This window comes from Odoribacter splanchnicus DSM 20712 (assembly GCF_000190535.1).
Taxonomy (GTDB): Bacteria; Bacteroidota; Bacteroidia; order Bacteroidales; family Marinifilaceae; genus Odoribacter; species Odoribacter splanchnicus.
This window is the reverse complement of sequence record NC_015160.1, coordinates 2,301,630-2,320,008: the sequence shown is the minus strand read 5'-3', so window position 1 is coordinate 2,320,008 and position 18,379 is coordinate 2,301,630. Positions and strand designations below refer to the sequence as shown.

At 45.1% G+C, this 18,379-nt stretch carries 8 protein-coding genes, 2 tRNA genes, 3 rRNA genes and 2 pseudogenes; all 15 read left to right on the top strand.

What is annotated here, in order from left to right; genetic code table 11:
• Window positions 1-7: 7 nt before the first annotated feature.
• Window positions 8-823 carry a DUF2764 family protein gene (locus ODOSP_RS09695; RefSeq protein WP_013612142.1) on the top strand — a complete coding sequence of 272 codons (816 nt, stop codon included), beginning with the start codon at window positions 8-10 and terminating at the stop codon, window positions 821-823.
• 78 nt (window positions 824-901) lie between these two features.
• The gene (locus ODOSP_RS09690; protein WP_013612141.1) at window positions 902-2,659 is read left to right on the top strand and encodes a V-type ATP synthase subunit A; all 1,758 of its coding nucleotides are present in this window, start codon (window positions 902-904) and stop codon (window positions 2,657-2,659) included.
• A gap of 96 nt (window positions 2,660-2,755) precedes the next feature.
• Window positions 2,756-4,075 (top strand): V-type ATP synthase subunit B, encoded by a 1,320-nt coding sequence (locus ODOSP_RS09685; protein WP_013612140.1) that lies wholly within the window; start codon window positions 2,756-2,758, stop codon window positions 4,073-4,075.
• Window positions 4,076-4,111: 36 nt separating this feature from the next.
• Window positions 4,112-4,711 (top strand): V-type ATP synthase subunit D, encoded by a 600-nt coding sequence (locus ODOSP_RS09680; protein WP_013612139.1) that lies wholly within the window; start codon window positions 4,112-4,114, stop codon window positions 4,709-4,711.
• Between the two features lie 8 nt (window positions 4,712-4,719).
• Entirely contained in the window at window positions 4,720-6,606 is a 1,887-nt protein-coding gene (locus ODOSP_RS09675) for a V-type ATP synthase subunit I (RefSeq protein WP_228026162.1), read from the top strand.
• A 72-nt stretch (window positions 6,607-6,678) separates the two neighbouring features.
• A complete protein-coding gene (locus ODOSP_RS09670) occupies window positions 6,679-7,128 on the top strand; it encodes a V-type ATP synthase subunit K (protein ID WP_161945899.1) in 450 nt (149 codons plus the stop codon).
• A 1,005-nt stretch (window positions 7,129-8,133) separates the two neighbouring features.
• Window positions 8,134-9,657 (top strand): 16S ribosomal RNA (locus ODOSP_RS09660).
• Window positions 9,658-9,795: 138 nt separating this feature from the next.
• A tRNA-Ile gene (locus tag ODOSP_RS09655) sits at window positions 9,796-9,869 on the top strand.
• A 73-nt stretch (window positions 9,870-9,942) separates the two neighbouring features.
• Window positions 9,943-10,016, top strand: a tRNA-Ala gene (locus ODOSP_RS09650).
• A 136-nt stretch (window positions 10,017-10,152) separates the two neighbouring features.
• A 23S ribosomal RNA gene (locus ODOSP_RS09645) occupies window positions 10,153-13,039 on the top strand.
• A 129-nt stretch (window positions 13,040-13,168) separates the two neighbouring features.
• Window positions 13,169-13,278: ribosomal RNA gene (gene rrf / locus ODOSP_RS09640) — 5S ribosomal RNA — on the top strand.
• Together the 16S, 23S and 5S rRNA genes with 2 tRNA genes alongside form the textbook arrangement of a ribosomal RNA operon.
• Before the next feature lie 115 nt (window positions 13,279-13,393).
• Window positions 13,394-15,118: an ABC transporter ATP-binding protein gene (locus ODOSP_RS09635; RefSeq protein WP_013612136.1), complete on the top strand. Its 1,725-nt coding sequence runs from the start codon at window positions 13,394-13,396 to the stop codon at window positions 15,116-15,118.
• 2 nt (window positions 15,119-15,120) lie between these two features.
• Window positions 15,121-16,887: an ABC transporter ATP-binding protein gene (locus ODOSP_RS09630; protein ID WP_013612135.1), complete on the top strand. Its 1,767-nt coding sequence runs from the start codon at window positions 15,121-15,123 to the stop codon at window positions 16,885-16,887.
• A 12-nt stretch (window positions 16,888-16,899) separates the two neighbouring features.
• Window positions 16,900-17,220, top strand: a pseudogene (locus tag ODOSP_RS20460) (hypothetical protein); the annotation flags it as partial.
• Between the two features lie 82 nt (window positions 17,221-17,302).
• Window positions 17,303-17,937: pseudogene (locus tag ODOSP_RS19455) on the top strand (Rid family hydrolase); the annotation flags it as partial.
• Window positions 17,938-18,379: the final 442 nt, after the last annotated feature.

The following is an 18,379-nucleotide window of genomic DNA, read 5'->3' as shown; positions in this document are numbered from 1 at the left end:
AATTTACATGGATTATATTGCTTTTATAGCAGGCTTGCCGGAAATTGACTGGGATGATCGGAAATTGTCTTTGATAGTGGCCGAATTTCGGGAACAATTGAAAGATTATATCAGTGGTAGAGATGAACGGTTGATCGATTTATTCTTTTTACCTAATGATAATGCTCAGGTGTTGCGTTTGTTGAGGAAACAGGAACCCGATGGGGCGTTGTCTACTGTTTATCCGGTGAAATTGCTGGAAGATGAAACACAGGAACCGGATAAAACGATTCCGGCTTACCTGAGGGAATTCATTGCTGATTTTAAGGAAGAGCATTTGCGTTATGATGTTTCGCCCGAGAATGTGTTGAGCTGGATGTATTATGATTATATGATGAAAGCCGACAACCAACTGGTGAAGAGATATGCAGAGTTTTCCATGAATCTGAAAAATCTGGTCACTGCTTTGAATGCCCGGAAATATGGGATGGAAGTGGCAAAAGAGGTGATCGGCAGTAATGAGTTTGCAGTAGCTTTGCGGACATCCAATGCGAAAGATTTCGGTTTGACCCTGGATTATCCTTATGTCGGAAAAGTGATTGCTTTGATGGATAACGATAATTTAGTAGAACGCGAACGGGGACTCGATTTGATTATTTGGCATTTCTTGGATGAAGCGGTGACTTTTGATTATTTTTCTTTGGAAAGAGTCATCAGTTATATGCTTCGTCTGATGATCGTCGAACGGTGGAGCAAGATGAGTTCAGAGTCCGGGCGGAAGGTGTTTATGGAAATGGTCGACCGTTTCCGGAAAAGTTTTCAGTTTGAAGAACAATTTAAATAATTTACGATGAATGAATTACAAAGGATATAGAGAAATCGTCGATTCTTGTAATTCAAAAATCAAAAATAAATAAGGTTTATGGCAAAAACACAAGGAAAAGTCCATAGCATTATTTCTAACCTTGTACTCGTTAAAGTCGAAGGGCCTGTTTCCCAGAATGAGATTTGTTTCATAGAGGAAAACGGGGAACGTTTGATGGCCGAAGTGATAAAGGTGGTGGGAGATCTTGCTTATGTGCAGGTATTTGAGAGCACCCGTGGTTTGAAACCCGGAATGCCTGTTGAATTTCAGAATCACATGTTGGAAGTGAGTCTCGGACCTGGTCTGTTGTCGAAAAACTTCGATGGCTTACAGAATGACCTGGATAAAATGACAGGTGTTTTTTTGAAAAGAGGAGAATATACAAATCCTTTGGAGGACGATAAAAAATGGAGCTTTACGCCGTTGGCCAAAGCCGGGGATAAGGTGAAAGCTGCCGATTGGCTCGGAAATGTGAAGGAAAACTGGCTGGATCATAAGATTATGGTTCCTTTTAAGCTGGAGGGAGAATATACGGTGGTTTCCGTAGTCCCGGCAGGGGAATACACGATTTTGGATACGATTGCCGTATTGAAAGATCGTACCGGGAAAGAAATCAATGTCACGATGGTGCAGAAATGGCCGGTAAAAGTAGCTATCCGGAATTATGTGGATAAACCACGTCCTTTCCGGCAGATGGAAACCGGTGTTCGGGTCATCGATACCATGAACCCGATGCTGGAAGGGGGAACCGGATTTATTCCGGGACCGTTCGGTACGGGAAAGACGGTGTTGCAGCATGCTTTGGCCCGTTTTGCGGATGCAGATGTGATTATCATGGCTGCCTGCGGTGAACGTGCCAATGAGGTGGTGGAAATATTTACCGAATTCCCGGAATTGCAGGACCCGCGGTCAGGACGCTCCCTTTATGAACGTACTACCATTATTGCCAATACGTCGAATATGCCCGTTGCTGCTCGTGAAGCATCTGTGTACACGGCGATGACGATCGGGGAGTATTACCGGGCAATGGGAATGAAAGTGCTGTTATTGGCCGATTCTACTTCTCGTTGGGCGCAAGCTTTGCGTGAGATGTCGAACCGTATGGAGGAACTTCCCGGGCAGGATGCTTTCCCGATGGACTTGTCTGCGATTATCTCCAACTTCTATGCCCGGGCCGGGATGGTATATCTGAATAACGGTAGTACAGGTTCTGTCACGTTTATCGGTACGGTATCGCCTGCCGGTGGTAACCTGAAAGAACCGGTAACCGAATCGACCAAGAAAGTGGCCCGTTGTTTCTACGCATTGTCACAGGCTCGTGCCGATTCCAAACGTTATCCGGCGATCGATACCCTGGAATCTTATTCGAAATATCTGGAATACCCCGAATTTGTCGAATATGCCCGGAAAAATATTTCGGACCGGTGGATAGAAGATGTGAATGAAGCCCGTAATATGCTGGTCAGAGGCCGGGAAACAGCTGAGCAAATCGATATTTTGGGAGATGATGGTGTTCCATTGGATTATCACCTGATATTCTGGAAATCGGAATTGATCGACTTCGTGATCCTGCAACAGGATGCTTTCGATAATATTGACGGATCGACCTCGATGGAGCGCCAACAATATATGCTGAATATGGTTTTGGATGTTGTACGTTCGGATTTTGACTTCGATTCTTTCGAAGAAGTAAATCCTTACTTCAAACGGATCATCAATACTTTTAAGCAGATGAACTATTCCGAATTTCAGTCCGGCCATTTCAAGAAATTCGAAGCGGAAGTGAAAGATATTATTAATGAAAGAAAAAAATAAGTAATTTATGAGTTACGATAGGACGCCAGGGGAAACAGAGCTGAATATGCGTTGCAATCGTAAATCGTAATTCAAAAATCCAAAATAAATTAAGGTATGAACACTGCTTTTCAAAAGGTATATACCAAAATTACCCAGATTACCAAAGCTACCTGTTCACTGAAAGCTCAGGGGGTCGGAAATGACGAACTGGCGATTGTGAATGGCCGTTTGGCTCAGGTTGTGAAGATTTGGGGGGAAGACATCACGTTGCAGGTATTTTCCGGCACCGAGGGTATTCCGACCAATGCTGAGGTGACTTTTCTGGGAAAAGCTCCTACACTGAAGGTAGGAGAGGATCTGTGCGGACGTTTTTTCAATGCATTCGGAGATCCGATCGATGGCGGGCCTGCTGTAGATGGCGAAGAACGTGAAATCGGGGGACCGTCTGTGAATCCGGTACGCCGTAAACAACCTTCGGAATTGATCGCTACCGGTATTGCAGGTATCGACCTGAATAATACGTTGGTGTCGGGACAGAAGATTCCGTTTTTTGCCGATCCGGATCAACCTTATAATCAGGTGATGGCGAATGTGGCTTTGCGTGCACAAACCGACCGGATTATCCTGGGAGGAATGGGATTGACCAACGACGACTATCTGTATTTCAAAAATTTGTTCGATAATGCCGGTGTACTCGATCGTATCGTCAGTTTTGTCAATACGACCGAAGCTCCTCCTGTCGAACGGTTACTGGTGCCGGATATGGCCTTGACCGCGGCAGAATATTTTGCCGTGGACAAGAACGAAAAAGTGTTGGTATTGCTGACCGATATGACCTTATATGCCGATGCGTTGAGTATTGTGTCCAACCGTATGGACCAGATCCCTTCGAAAGATTCTATGCCCGGTTCATTGTATTCGGATTTGGCTAAAATCTATGAAAAGGCCGTACAGTTCCCGCAGGGGGGATCGATTACCATCATTGCCGTGACGACCTTGTCGGGCGGTGATATTACACATGCTATCCCGGATAATACCGGATATATCACAGAAGGTCAGTTGTTCTTGCGGAAAGATACGGAGATCGGTAAGGTGATTGTCGATCCGTTCCGAAGCTTGTCCCGTCTGAAACAGTTAGTGATCGGTAAGAAAACCCGGAAGGACCATCCTCAGGTAATGAACGCCGCTATCCGTCTGTATGCCGATGCTGCCAATGCACGGACAAAATTGGAAAATGGTTTCGATTTGACCGATTACGATAAACGTACGCTCGATTTCGCCCGGGATTATTCGAATGAATTATTGGCTATCGACGTGAATATCGGTATTACCCAGATGTTGGACACAGCCTGGGCACTGTTCCGGAAATATTTTACCCGTTCGGAACTGGGAATCAAGAAAGAGATCGTGGACGAATTCGGAAATATGGATTAATTTGCGGTTTACGATAATTAAAATAAATCAGTCGGTATGGCAATAAAATTTCAATATAATAAAACTTCCCTTCAGAGTCTTGACAAACAACTCAAGATGAGGGTAAGAGCTTTGCCTACCATCAAAAATAAGGAATCTGCCTTGCGTTCAGAAGTAAAGAAAGCAAAAGAAGTTGCGGATGAGTTTGACGGAAAATTAGACGACACACTCAATGGCATCAGTGATATGCTTCAACTTTATGATGAATATACTCCGGATATTCTTACCGTGAAAGATGTCAATATGTCGGTGAAGAAAATTGCAGGAGTACGTACGCCGGTGTTGGACCAGGTGGAGTATGAAATAAAAGACTTCAGTCTGTTTAATGCACCGGGATGGTTCCTTGACGGGATTCAGCACGTGAAAGAAGTAGTAAATATCGCTCTCGAACGGGAGTTTTATATGCGGAAGATGGAATTACTGGATCGTGCCCGTAAGAAAACGACACAAAAGGTGAATCTGTATGAGAAAGTACAGATCCCCGGATTTCAGGAAGCAATCCGAAAGATTAAGCGATTCCTGGAAGATGAGGAGAACCTTTCCAAGTCGGCACAAAAGATTGTGAAAACCCGTAAAGCGATGGAGGACGAAGCATGATAGTACCAATGAGAAAATTATCCCTGCTGATATTCTATCGGGATTATCAGGCATTTCTCGGGGAACTTCGGGAAAAGGGAGTGGTTCATATCCATGAAAATAAAAAACGATCGGCCGAAGACGAAGAACTGAAACACAAGTTTGCCGTCATTAAGCGGATCGGAGAAATGATCAAACAGCTGTCCAAACGGATTCCTGAAACCAAGGAGACTTTTACGGAATTATTGGAACGTTGGTCACAGGCGATGGAACCGAAAGAAAAGTTGTTTTTTTATCAACAAGTGTTTTATGCGGGAGATCGGTTGAAAGAAGAGTCAGAAGTAACCGAATTGGATTTGCTGACTTTCCTGGAAAACCAGTTCAAACGAATGGAACATATCGATCAACAGATTGCTTCGCTGGAAAAAGAAGGTATGATCTATGAACCTTGGGGAGATTTGCCCGACGAACAGATCGGCGGACTCCAAAGGGCAGGTTGGGATCTGCGGTTTTTCACCGTTCCCGACCGGAAATATTTACCTGAATGGGAAGACAAATACAATGCGTTTGTTATAAACCAGGATAAGGGACAAAAGTATTTTGTTACTGTCCTGCCCCGGGAGGTAGAAGAATATCCCGAAGCCGATGTCGTGTCTTTTCCTCAGATGAGTGCGGAACAAATCCGGCAACAGGTCGCCGGGTTGAAAACCGAAAAAGAAACGGTTGCCGAAAACTTGAAGAAGATCGCGGCTTTTTCGGTGGAATACCTGAAGGATTTGAAAGTACGGATTTGTGAAGATACGGATACTTTAAAAGTGAAGGATGCTGCAATGACTTTACTTGAAGATAAGGTGATTGCTCTGGAAGGTTGGGTGCCGGAAGCTATTGCAGCCGATACGGACCACTGGCTGGCAGATAAAGGAGTTGCTTATGAACTCGAGATTCCGACAGAGCAGGATAATCCTCCTATTCTGCTGAAGAATAACAAGTTTGCCCGTTTGTTTGAATTTATCGGCGAACTGTATTCGCTGCCTAATTATCGGGAAATCGACTTGACACCGTTTTTTGCACCGTTTTTTGTGCTGTTTTTCGGTTTTTGTCTGGGAGATGCCGGATATGGATTGCTGCTGTTGTTGGGTATCACCATTTATAAGTTTAAGGCGAAGCCGGCAATTAAACCGATTCTGTCGTTAGCACAATGGCTGGGTATTTCTACTGTGATCATGGGAATTGTCGGAGGTACTTTCTTCGGTATCCAATTGCTGGATGTACAGGTACCCTGGATGGAGAAGATGAAAGCTTATATGTTGGATTCACAACAGCTGTTCAACCTGGCTTTGATCGTCGGAGCCGTACAAATTATCTTCGGTATGTTCCTGAAAGTGGCTAACCAGTGGAAACAACATGGTTTTGCAGCAGCTCTCTCGACAATCGGATGGCTCGTGTTGATTCTGGGAGAAGGAATCTGTTATTGGTTGTCGACCAAGGGATATGCAATGGATGTCCCGATGTATGTTGTCGGTGCTGTAGCAGGATTACTGATCTTTGTATTCAATAATGTTCGTCGGAATGTATTCATTAATATCGGTGCCGGTTTATGGGATTCTTATAATATGGTCACCGGCCTTTTAGGAGATACACTTTCTTATATCCGTTTGTTTGCCTTGGGAATTTCGAGCGCGGTATTGGGATTGGTGTTCAATGATCTGGCAATGAATATGAGTCCGGATGTGCCGGGAGTAAAACAGTTGGTCATGTTGATCATCCTGTTGTTCGGACATAGTGTGAACTTGTTTATGGCTGGATTGGGTTCCTTTGTACACCCGATGCGTCTGACTTTTGTTGAGTTTTATAAGAATGCAGGTTTTGAAGGAGGCGGTAAGAAATACCGGCCTTATAAGAAAAGAAGTAATTGAAACCTGCTATTATAGATTTATATCCAAAAAAGAATTGAAAAATTATAATTAACAAACAATTAAAAAATAGAAATCATGAATGAGATTATTTTAGCTTATATTGGGGTTGGATTGATGTTAGGACTGTCCGGAATTGGTAGTGCTTATGGCGTAACTATCGGTGGTAATGCTACGATCGGTGCACTGAAGAAGAATGACGAAGCTTTTGGTAATTATATGGTATTGTGTGCACTTCCCGGTACACAGGGACTTTATGGATTCCTGGGCTTTTTCTTGCTGAAGAATGTATTGGTAGCCGGTATTACCTGGTTACAGGCTGCTGCTGTTTTTGGTGCCGGCTTAGGACTTGGATTGGTATGTCTGTTTTCTGCCATCCGTCAGGGCCAGGTATGTGCTAATGGTATCATCGGTATCGGTTCAGGATACGATGTGTTCGGTAAAACTTTGATTTTGGCCGTATTCCCTGAGTTGTATGCTATTGTTGCTGTTGCTGCTACTTTCATGATCAGTACGATGATCTAAGTATAAATATAGTTTTAGAATTCGAAGGTTGTCCCCTTCGAAAAGTGCATCTTAAAGTTCTGAAAAGAAGTTTAGGAGGTATTTTTCGAAGGGGATTGTTTTTTCGTTTCAATATTACGAAACGCTCCTTTAAACTTCTGAAAGAATTTGCTATTTCGGTTTTCAAATTCTTCATCGGTTCTAAAGATTGCTCTGATAGGAGATTTTATGATAGAGTAGAATATGTAAATCATTGATTGTAAGTTGAATTAATGTGGCCCTGAGATTTACTCTGCATTTGGGGGAACTTAAAAACGTTTCACTTTTGATAGTATGAACTGTTTTGGTTCGTTCGATGGTGTATTTGAGGTTTAAAAGTAAAACTTGAGGTAGAGTTTGAATCTCTGCTCCTTATTTTATAAGTGTTGATTATTAGGTTTTTATGTAAAATATTCATTTTTTTCTAAAAAAAGTTGATAAAAAATTTGGAGATGGGGTATAAATTGTTCTATCTTTGCAGCCGCAATCAGGGAATGAGGGGTTAAACCAATAGCGCAGGTGAGTGGTGGTGAAGGGTTGGTTTCCAGAGTTTTGGGTTGCGCAGAGTTCTTCAGGATATTGCCCTGGTCGGGTTCTGAAAAAAAACTTCAAAAATTTCTTTTGAAAAGTTTGGAAGTAATGAAAAAGTCCTTACCTTTGCAGCCGCTTTCCGAAACGAAGCGGACGTTCTGAAACATTTTGACTGATGTGTTTTTCATCTTTTGCGGATGAAGCCTGCAGAAGCTTTCTTCTACGGCGGTTCCGAAAAAAAAGTTTGAAAAAAAGTGCGGAAAGATTTGGAGGGAATATGTAAAAGTATTTATCTTTGCATCCGCTTTCGCCTCGTAAGTGGGGCGGGTAAAAGAGAAGCAAAAAGAGTTCTTAAAGATATTGAAAGGTTTGAAAACAAACAGCAAGTGCGAGTCCGAGAAGAGATTCAACGGATATAATGACTGAGCGAAAGAGATAATTTTAAAAAGTTTTATTACTATGAAGAGTTTGATCCTGGCTCAGGATGAACGCTAGCGACAGGCTTAACACATGCAAGTCGAGGGGCATCATGAGGTAGCAATACCTTGATGGCGACCGGCGCACGGGTGAGTAACGCGTATGCAACCTGCCTGATACCGGGGTATAGCCCATGGAAACGTGGATTAACACCCCATAGTACTTTTATCCTGCCTGGGATGGGAGTTAAATGTTCAAGGTATCGGATGGGCATGCGTCCTATTAGTTAGTTGGCGGGGTAACAGCCCACCAAGACGATGATAGGTAGGGGTTCTGAGAGGAAGGTCCCCCACATTGGAACTGAGACACGGTCCAAACTCCTACGGGAGGCAGCAGTGAGGAATATTGGTCAATGGACGTAAGTCTGAACCAGCCAAGTCGCGTGAGGGAAGACTGCCCTATGGGTTGTAAACCTCTTTTATAAGGGAAGAATAAGTTCTACGTGTAGAATGATGCCTGTACCTTATGAATAAGCATCGGCTAACTCCGTGCCAGCAGCCGCGGTAATACGGAGGATGCGAGCGTTATCCGGATTTATTGGGTTTAAAGGGTGCGTAGGCGGTTTATTAAGTTAGTGGTTAAATATTTGAGCTAAACTCAATTGTGCCATTAATACTGGTAAACTGGAGTACAGACGAGGTAGGCGGAATAAGTTAAGTAGCGGTGAAATGCATAGATATAACTTAGAACTCCGATAGCGAAGGCAGCTTACCAGACTGTAACTGACGCTGATGCACGAGAGCGTGGGTAGCGAACAGGATTAGATACCCTGGTAGTCCACGCCGTAAACGATGCTCACTGGTTCTGTGCGATATATTGTACGGGATTAAGCGAAAGTATTAAGTGAGCCACCTGGGGAGTACGTCGGCAACGATGAAACTCAAAGGAATTGACGGGGGCCCGCACAAGCGGAGGAACATGTGGTTTAATTCGATGATACGCGAGGAACCTTACCTGGGTTTAAATGGGAAATGCCGTATTTGGAAACAGATATTCTCTTCGGAGCGTTTTTCAAGGTGCTGCATGGTTGTCGTCAGCTCGTGCCGTGAGGTGTCGGGTTAAGTCCCATAACGAGCGCAACCCTTACCGTTAGTTGCTAGCATGTAATGATGAGCACTCTAACGGGACTGCCACCGTAAGGTGAGAGGAAGGCTGGGATGACGTCAAATCAGCACGGCCCATACACCCAGGGCTACACACGTGTTACAATGGCCGGTACAGAGGGCCGCTACCAGGTGACTGGATGCCAATCTCAAAAGCCGGTCGTAGTTCGGATTGGAGTCTGTAACCCGACTCCATGAAGTTGGATTCGCTAGTAATCGCGCATCAGCCATGGCGCGGTGAATACGTTCCCGGGCCTTGTACACACCGCCCGTCAAGCCATGGAAGCCGGGGGTGCCTGAAGTCCGTAACCGCGAGGATCGGCCTAGGGCAAAACTGGTAACTGGGGCTAAGTCGTAACAAGGTAGCCGTACCGGAAGGTGCGGCTGGAACACCTCCTTTCTGGAGATCAGTTATTATCTGCACTTGCTGGCAAAACCTTCAACCTTTACCATAAGTTGACAGCTAGGAAGCTAAAAAGCTAAAAGCCGGAAGGCTTAGTGCCTTTAGCGTGTAGCCTTCAAGCTGATAGCCTTAGTCAGTCTCTTAGCTCAGTTGGTTAGAGCGCTACACTGATAATGTAGAGGTCCGCGGTTCAACTCCGCGAGGGACTACTCAAAAGCCCGAAAGTGAAAAGCTAAATGCAATAAGCTTTTAGCATATAGCCTTCATGCTTGTAACTTCTTCGGGGGATTAGCTCAGTTGGCTAGAGCGCCTGCTTTGCACGCAGGAGGTCAAGGGTTCGACTCCCTTATTCTCCACAGAGTCCGTAAGGACACAGTTCTTTGACATACTGGAAAGATGGAAAAATATATTCCACAACAATGAGCAAAAATAGAAATCATATAAAGTCTTACGACATTAATGATTTCCGAGTAAGCTGAAAGTATAAAATTAGAGTAAATAATTAAGGGCGTATGGTGGATGCCTAGGCTCTCAGAGGCGATGAAGGACGTGATAAGCTGCGAAAAGCTCCGTTTAGGTGCAAATAACCTTTGATGCGGAGATCTCCGAATGGGATAACCCAATATGTTGAAGACATATTATACCGTAAGGTAGGCAAACGCAGGGAACTGAAACATCTAAGTACCTGCAGGAGAAGAAAACAAACGTGATTCCCCCAGTAGCGGCGAGCGACCGGGGAAAAGCCCAAACCGTTATTGTTTCGGCATTAACGGGGTAGTAGGACTGCAAGCTTGATGAAATAAATGAAATGGAACACCTTGGAAAATGTGATCACAGAGGGTGATAATCCCGTACATGCAAGTTTATGAATCATAGCAGACTCCTGAGTAAGTCGGGACACGTGTAATCCTGACCGAATCCGCCGGGACCATCCGGCAAGGCTAAATACTCCTGAGAGACCGATAGTGAACCAGTACCGTGAGGGAAAGGTGAAAAGCACTTCGAACAGAAGAGTGAAATAGTCCCTGAACCCATACGCCTACAAGCAGTCGGAGCCGCTTCGTGCGGTGACGGCGTGCCTTTTGCATAATGAGCCTACGAGTTACTCATCACCAGCGAGGTTAAGTACTTCAGGTACGTAAGCCGAAGCGAAAGCGAGTCTGAATAGGGCGTCAAGTTGGTGGTGGTAGACGCGAAACCTTAGTGATCTACCCATGGGCAGGGTGAAGGTTTGGTAACACAAACTGGAGGCCCGAACCGGTAAACGTTGAAAAGTTTTCGGATGACCTGTGGGTAGGGGTGAAAGGCCAATCAAACTGGGAAATAGCTCGTACTCTCCGAAATGCATTTAGGTGCAGCCTCTGTTGTTTTGTTCTAGAGGTAGAGCTACTGATTGGATGCGAGGGCTTCACCGCCTATCAAATCCGGCCAAACTCCGAATGCTAGAACATAAAGACAGGGAGTGAGCCAGCGGGTGCTAAGGTCCGTTGACGAAAGAGGGAGAACTCAGACCATCAGCTAAGGTCCCCAATTATATGCTAAGTTGGAATTAAAACGGGGTGGGACTGCTTAGACAGCTAGGATGTTGGCTTGGAAGCAGCCATTCATTTAAAGAGTGCGTAACAGCTCACTAGTCGAGCGGTCCTGCATGGATAATACGCGGGCATAAGCATATAACCGAAGCTATGGGATTGTAGATGATACAATCGGTAGGAGAGCATTCCATTCAGCATAGAAGCAGTACCGTGAGGTATTGTGGAGCGGATGGAAAAGCAAATGTAGGCATAAGTAACGATAATGCGGGTGAGAACCCCGCACGCCGAAAGATCAAGGATTCCCCGGCAATGTCAATCATCCGGGGGTAAGTCGGATCCTAAGGGTAAGCCGAGTGGCGATCCCGATGGTAAACAGGTTAATATTCCTGTACTGATCATAACTGCGATGCAGCGACGCAGAGGTGACACTGCTGCGTACTGACGGAATAGTACGTTGAAACCCGTATTCTTTGATACCGGTAGTGAAGCACGCCGGTAGAGATGAAAGGTGATAGTACCGCAATGCTTCGGTTGCGCGGATAACGCAGGTAAGCTGACTGCCAAGAAAACCTGCTAAGCTTCAGGTAATGATCATCCGTACTGTAAACGGACACACGTGATCAGGTAGAAAATACTAAGGCGCTCGAGAGATTCATGGTTAAGGAACTAGGCAAAATGGTCCTGTAACTTCGGGATAAAGGACGCTCTTGTGAAAGAGCCGCAGATAATAGGCCCAGGCGACTGTTTACCAAAACACATGGCTATGCTAATTCGCAAGAAGATGTATATGGCCTGACACCTGCCCGGTGCCGGAAGGTTAAGAGGAGAGCTCAGAGGTAACTCGAAGGTTTTGAATTGAAGCCCCGGTAAACGGCGGCCGTAACTATAACGGTCCTAAGGTAGCGAAATTCCTTGTCGGGTAAGTTCCGACCTGCACGAATGGTGTAACGATCTGGGTACTGTCTCAACCATGAGCTCGGTGAAATTGTAGTTCCGGTGAAGATGCCGGATACCCGCAACGGGACGGAAAGACCCCGTGAACCTTTACTGCAGCTTTGCATTGATTTTGGGTAACAGATGTGTAGGATAGGTCGGAGGCTTTGATGCTGCGTCGTCAGGCGTAGAGTAGCCGTCGTTGAAATACGACCCTTTTGTTATCTGAGGTCTAATCCCGTTAGGGAGACATTGCATGGTGGGTAGTTTGACTGGGGTGGTCGCCTCCAAAAGTGTAACGGAGGCTTCTCAAGGTACCCTCAAGGCGTTTGGTAATCGTCTGCAGAGTGCAATGGCATAAGGGTGCTTGACTGTGAGACCGACACGTCGATCAGGTTGGAAACAAGAGCATAGTGATCCGGTGGTTCCGCATGGAAGGGCCATCGCTCAAAGGATAAAAGGTACTCCGGGGATAACAGGCTGATCGCTCCCAAGAGCTCATATCGACGGAGCGGTTTGGCACCTCGATGTCGGCTCGTCACATCCTGGGGGCTGGAGAAGGTCCCAAGGGTTCGGCTGTTCGCCGATTAAAGTGGCACGCGAGCTGGGTTCAGAACGTCGTGAGACAGTTCGGTCCCTATCTGTTGTGGGCGCAGGATATTTGAGGAGCTCTGACTCTAGTACGAGAGGACCGGGTTGGACATACCTCTGGTGAATCAGTTGTGTCGCCAGATGCACTGCTGAGTAGCTATGTATGGATTGGATAAGCGCTGAAAGCATCTAAGCGCGAAGCCAGCTTCAAGATGAGATATCCTTACAGGGTCGTTCGAGATGAGAACGTTGATAGGTTGCAGGTGTATAGTCGGTGACGGCACAGCCGAGCAATACTAATTACCCGAATGTTTACTTTAAGCGGAGTATATTCTTCTTTATCTTTCCGGTGTAAATGTCAAATTCTCAGCGGAGGCTGTGGGTTGTTGGGATATATAACGGGAACTGAAGGAATTGTAATGAAACAGGATAAAATCCTGAAGATATTAAAAGGTGTCTATAACCGGGGGATCCACCTCTTTCCATTCCGAACAGAGAAGTTAAGCCCCTGAGTGCCGATGGTACTGCCTTATGGTGGGAGAGTAGGTTGGCGCCGAATTGTGAAAGCGAGTTACGAAAGTGACTCGCTTTTTTTTATCTGATTATACTGACTAAACCAATATTTCCTTACATTCGTTGTATTTTTAATGAAGTTATGGAAAAAATTGGATGACATGCGCAGATATTGGCATATACTCCGAAAATATAAGATAAGTCTGGCTCTTTGCCCTATCCTTGTATTGATTACTGTATGGTGTGAAACGATACAGCCCATGTATATGGCCGAAATAGTCGATCAAGGAGTGATGAAGCGCGATTTGTCACTGATTGCAGAGAAAGGAGTGTATATGATTCTTATCTCCTTATCGGGATTGGGCTTTAGTGTGGTGAATGTCTATATCGCTTCGCGTACTTCTATCGGTTTCGGTACGGATTTACGAGGGGCTCTGTTCGAAAAAATCCAGCGTTTGTCTTTTTTTGATCTCGATCATTTCAGTACCTCCTCATTGATTACCCGCCTGACGAATGATATAGCACGGATACAGCAGGTAGTGCTGATGTCGATGCGGATGATGTTGCGTTCACCGTTTATGTTGGTGATGGCCATATTTTTTGTTGTACAGATCAATAAGCAGTTAGCTCTTACCTTGATGGCTTCGATTCCGGCGTTGAGTATCGCTGTTTTTGTGATTCTGAGAAAGGGATTTCCTTATTTTTTAAAAGTGCAGCAGAAAATTGATCAGCTGAATGGTGTGGTTCGGGAAAACCTGATTAATATTCGGGTGGTAAAATCGTTTGTAAGAGAAGACTTCGAAGCACGAAAATTTGTACGTAGCAGTGAGGAACTGAGGGATATGGTGATCCGGGCTTCGAATATTATTGTTGCGATTTTTCCGGTGATGCAGTTGGTGATGAATTTGTCGGTAATCGCTATTTTGTGGGTAGGCGGATATAAGGTGATGGAAGGGGAATTGCAGATCGGAGAGTTGATTTCATTTGTGAATTACCTGGCACAGGTGTTGATGTCGCTGATGTTGTTGTCGATGTTTATCATGGCATCTGCCCGTGCTTCGGCTTCTTCACGCCGGATTATGGAGGTCTTGAATACTACACCTTCTTTGGCGAATACGCCCGAAGGCTTGGCGGACCGGTATAAAATAAAACGGGGGGAAGTGGAGTTTGTGAATGTTAGCTTCCGGTATGGTAATGGAGAAAACGATGTCTTACGGAATGTAAACTTTCATATCCGGCCGGCGGAGACAGTTGCTGTTGTCGGGGCTACCGGGGCGGCTAAGAGTTCGATGGTGCAGCTGATTCCCCGACTTTATGATGTTACGGGGGGAGAACTTCGCATCGATGGTGTACCTGTGAAGGATTATCATCTGAAAGAGTTACATGCCCGTATCGGTATGGTATTACAAAAGAATGAATTGTTTACAGGAACCATATTGGAAAATCTGAGATGGGGAAAACCGGATGCTACTCTGGAAGAAGCCGAAGAGGCCTGCCGGGTGGCTCAGGTACATGATTTTATTCTGACACTCGCCGAAGGGTACCAGACGATATTAGGACGCGGAGGAATCAATCTTTCGGGAGGACAGAAACAACGTCTTTGCATTGCCCGGGCTCTGCTGAGGAAACCTAAGATTTTGATTTTGGACGATAGTACGAGTGCTGTGGATTCGGAAACAGAACTCCGGATCAGGAATAATCTCAATTGTTTGCTGAAAGATACTACTGTACTGATTATAACACAACGGATCAATACAATGCAGTCTGCCGATCGGGTAATCGTATTGGAAGACGGTGAAGTTGAGGCTATCGGTACACCGGATGAATTGATGGCGACCTCCCGGATATATCAGGAGATTTATAACTCACAGCAAATTTTAAATTAGTTATGGCACACGGAGATCACCTGAAATATCAAGCTAAGCCTAAAGCGGGAAGACAAACTCTGTTCCGGCTGACTTCTTATCTGGTATGCGATCGGCTGTTATTGTCTGTCATCGGCGTTTTGATCGTGCTGAGTATTGCCGCTAATCTGGGAGGTTCTTATCTGCTCCGTCCGATTATCAATCGCTATATTATTCCCGGAGATTTCCTGGGGTTGGGTAAGATGTTGGGGATACTTATCGGGGTATATCTGACCGGAGTGTTTGCTGTTTATGTGGAATACCGCTTGCTGAATAAGATCGGGCAGCGGACTGTGGCCCGGATGCGCGAAGATTTGTTTCGGAAGATGGAACAGCTGCCGGTGGGGTATTTCGATACCCACCAGCATGGTGATTTGATGAGTCGCTATACCAACGATATGGACCGGATTAGTGATGCTTTGACGGATAGCTTGTCGGATATGTTGTCGAGTGCTTTGACCGTAGTGGGTATTTTTTGTCTGATGTTGGTCATCAGCCCGATCTTGACCTTGGTCACTTTGGTTACTGTCCCACTGATGTTTTGGAGTGCCCGGGGAATTGTTCGTAAAAGTCGGCAATATTTTAAGGCACAACAGGCATCTTTGGGTTCGATAAACGGATATATCGAGGAGATGATTAGCGGGCAGAAGGTAGTAAAAGTGTTCGGGCACGAACAGAAGGCGATCTCAGATTTCGAGGAACTGAACCAGGATCTGAAGGGAAAATCACTGAAAGCGCAGTTCTATTCGGGCTTGATGATGCCTGTGATGCAAAATTTGAGTACCTTGAACTATGTGCTGATCACTATTGTGGGGGCTTTGTTAGCTATATTCCGGGGTTTTGATGTGGGAGGTTTGGCAGCATTTTTGCAATATTCCAGACAGTTCGGACGTCCTATCAACGAGCTGGCGAGTCTTTATAATAGCATCCAGGCAGCTTTGGCTGGAGCTGAACGAATATTCGAGGTGATCGACGAACAACCGGAAGCTCCCGATTTACCGGAGGCCGTGAATCTGGAGAAGGTGAAGGGAGAGGTGGTTATGAAGGAAGTTTGGTTCGGCTACCGACCGGAAAAAATGATTCTGAAAGGCATTTCTTTTCAGGCGGCAGCCGGGCGTAAGATTGCTTTGGTTGGAGCTACCGGAGCCGGTAAAACGACGATACTCAGTATGTTACCCCGATTTTTTGATATCCGGTCAGGAGAAATCCGTATAGACCGGCAGGAGATTCGTTGCATACACCGGAATAGTCTTCGGCGCTCGATGGCTATTGTCTTACAGGATACCCATCTGTTTACAGGTACGGTACGGGAAAATATCCGCTTCGGCCGTTTGGAAGCCACCGACGAAGAGGTCATTGAGGCGGCTAAACTGACTGCGGCTCATTCATTTATTAAGCGGTTGCCTCATGGTTACGATACTTTACTGGAGAATGATGGTGCTAATTTGAGCCAGGGACAACGACAGTTGCTGAACATTGCCCGGGCGGCAGTGGCCGATCCTGCCATTTTACTATTGGATGAAGCAACCAGTAATATCGATACCAGAAGTGAGATCCTGATACAAAAAGGATTAGACCAATTGATGCAGGGGCGTACCAGTCTGATCATCGCCCATCGTCTTTCTACTATCCGTAATGCCGATATGATTTTGGTGCTTGAACGCGGGCAGATCGTCGAGCGGGGTACCCATGAAGAGTTGCTTCGGATGAAGGGAAAATATTTTTCTTTAAATCAAGAACAATTCCGTTGATTATCAATTTTTATGTATGAAATTCCTTGGTTCCTGTCCGGGGAGCGGAAAACTTTTGAGGGTATAGCATCCCCAGAATTAGGCATTCTTTGGAAATATTTCAGTAATATTAGGTATTTTTACATCTTTTATAGGAATGTGTTTTTGCTTCAAAATTTTGAAGCTATGTTTTTATGGAATGAGAAAGCAATTCAGATTGTCGCAGGGCCTTGTAGTGTTGAGTCTGAAGAGCAATTGTTCGCAACAGCGCGTGGCCTGAAGAAGATAGGGATACAGACACTGCGGGGAGGGATTTGGAAACCCCGTTCAAGGGCTCATCATTTCGAAGGGGTGGGAGAACCAGGCTTGCGGTGGTTACAACAGGTACTGCAGGAATTAAGTATGCAGGTGGCTATCCCGGGATTACCTCTTTTTTGCGGATCAATGCATCCGGACCTGTTTTTTGTCCGTGATGTCGATGTGAATTATGCCGGAGTGGTAAAAGGAAGAAAAGAAGAATTTGTACGTTTGGGATTGACCGAGAAAACACACTATCTGGCTAGTACCGGTATTCAGGGACAGATTGCCGATTCCCGTAGTTTGGTGTTATTGGATGCTTATGCTGTGGATGGCTTGCAGGCAGAGCAGATTCGTTTTTTGCATGCCCCGGAGTATCTGAATCCTACTTATGAATATGGGGTGACTTTCGAACGGGGAACGGCAGTGGAATACGGTGATCGTAAGCATATCTTTATTTCTGGTACAGCGAGTATCGACAATCGGGGGGAAGTTGTTTATCCAGGGAATATTGCGGGGCAGACGCGCAGGATGTTACTTAATATCGAAGCTTTGTTGAAAGAGGCTGGAAGTAGTTTAGCCGATCTGGCCAAAATGATCGTTTATCTGCGGGATATCGCCGATTATCCGATTGTCCGGGATTTAATGGAACAACAATTTCCCGATGTTCCTAAAGTGATTGTTCTGGCTCCCGTATGTCGCCCCGGATGGTTGATCGAAACAGAATGTATTGCGATTAAAGCAGGAGGAAATCCGGAATTCAGGAATCTATAAACGAATTGTGCATTTCATGGTTGGAAAAACCGGAGCGAGAAATGAAAGGCGGCCAGAACCCAGAGTAAAGTGTTGTGTTATATGAATGTCGGAATTTCCGAAAGAATTGGTGTATTTTTTGAAAAGGGCAGCAAGTTGAAAAAGGAAAGGAACTCTGGGTTCAGCTTATGCCATTCGTTTTATGATATAACGATTAGTGTGCCATAATTGAGGTTTGTGATTTAAGTTATTGGTTATCAGTGGATGACCGTTTTCTTGAAAAAATAGAGATGTGTAGAATTTTTCTACAATGTAAAAGGATATTTTCTACAATTGTAGAATTTTTCCACAATTGTACTGAATTGGGAGGCCTGATTTTCAGAAAAGACAGGAGGAAGGGAATGTTTGAAAATTTTCCGGGAAATATAGATTAGATATGCCGGAATATCTTTAATTTTACACG

Bases quoted from the DNA above. Each gene is read 5' to 3' on its own strand.
- ODOSP_RS09695 (WP_013612142.1), top strand. From the start codon at position 8: ATGGATTATATTGCTTTTATAGCAGGCTTGCCGGAAATTGACTGGGAT.
- ODOSP_RS09690 (WP_013612141.1), top strand. From the start codon at position 902: ATGGCAAAAACACAAGGAAAAGTCCATAGCATTATTTCTAACCTTGTA.
- ODOSP_RS09685 (WP_013612140.1), top strand. From the start codon at position 2,756: ATGAACACTGCTTTTCAAAAGGTATATACCAAAATTACCCAGATTACC.
- ODOSP_RS09680 (WP_013612139.1), top strand. From the start codon at position 4,112: ATGGCAATAAAATTTCAATATAATAAAACTTCCCTTCAGAGTCTTGAC.
- ODOSP_RS09675 (WP_228026162.1), top strand. From the start codon at position 4,720: ATGAGAAAATTATCCCTGCTGATATTCTATCGGGATTATCAGGCATTT.
- ODOSP_RS09635 (WP_013612136.1), top strand. From the start codon at position 13,394: ATGCGCAGATATTGGCATATACTCCGAAAATATAAGATAAGTCTGGCT.
- ODOSP_RS09630 (WP_013612135.1), top strand. From the start codon at position 15,121: ATGGCACACGGAGATCACCTGAAATATCAAGCTAAGCCTAAAGCGGGA.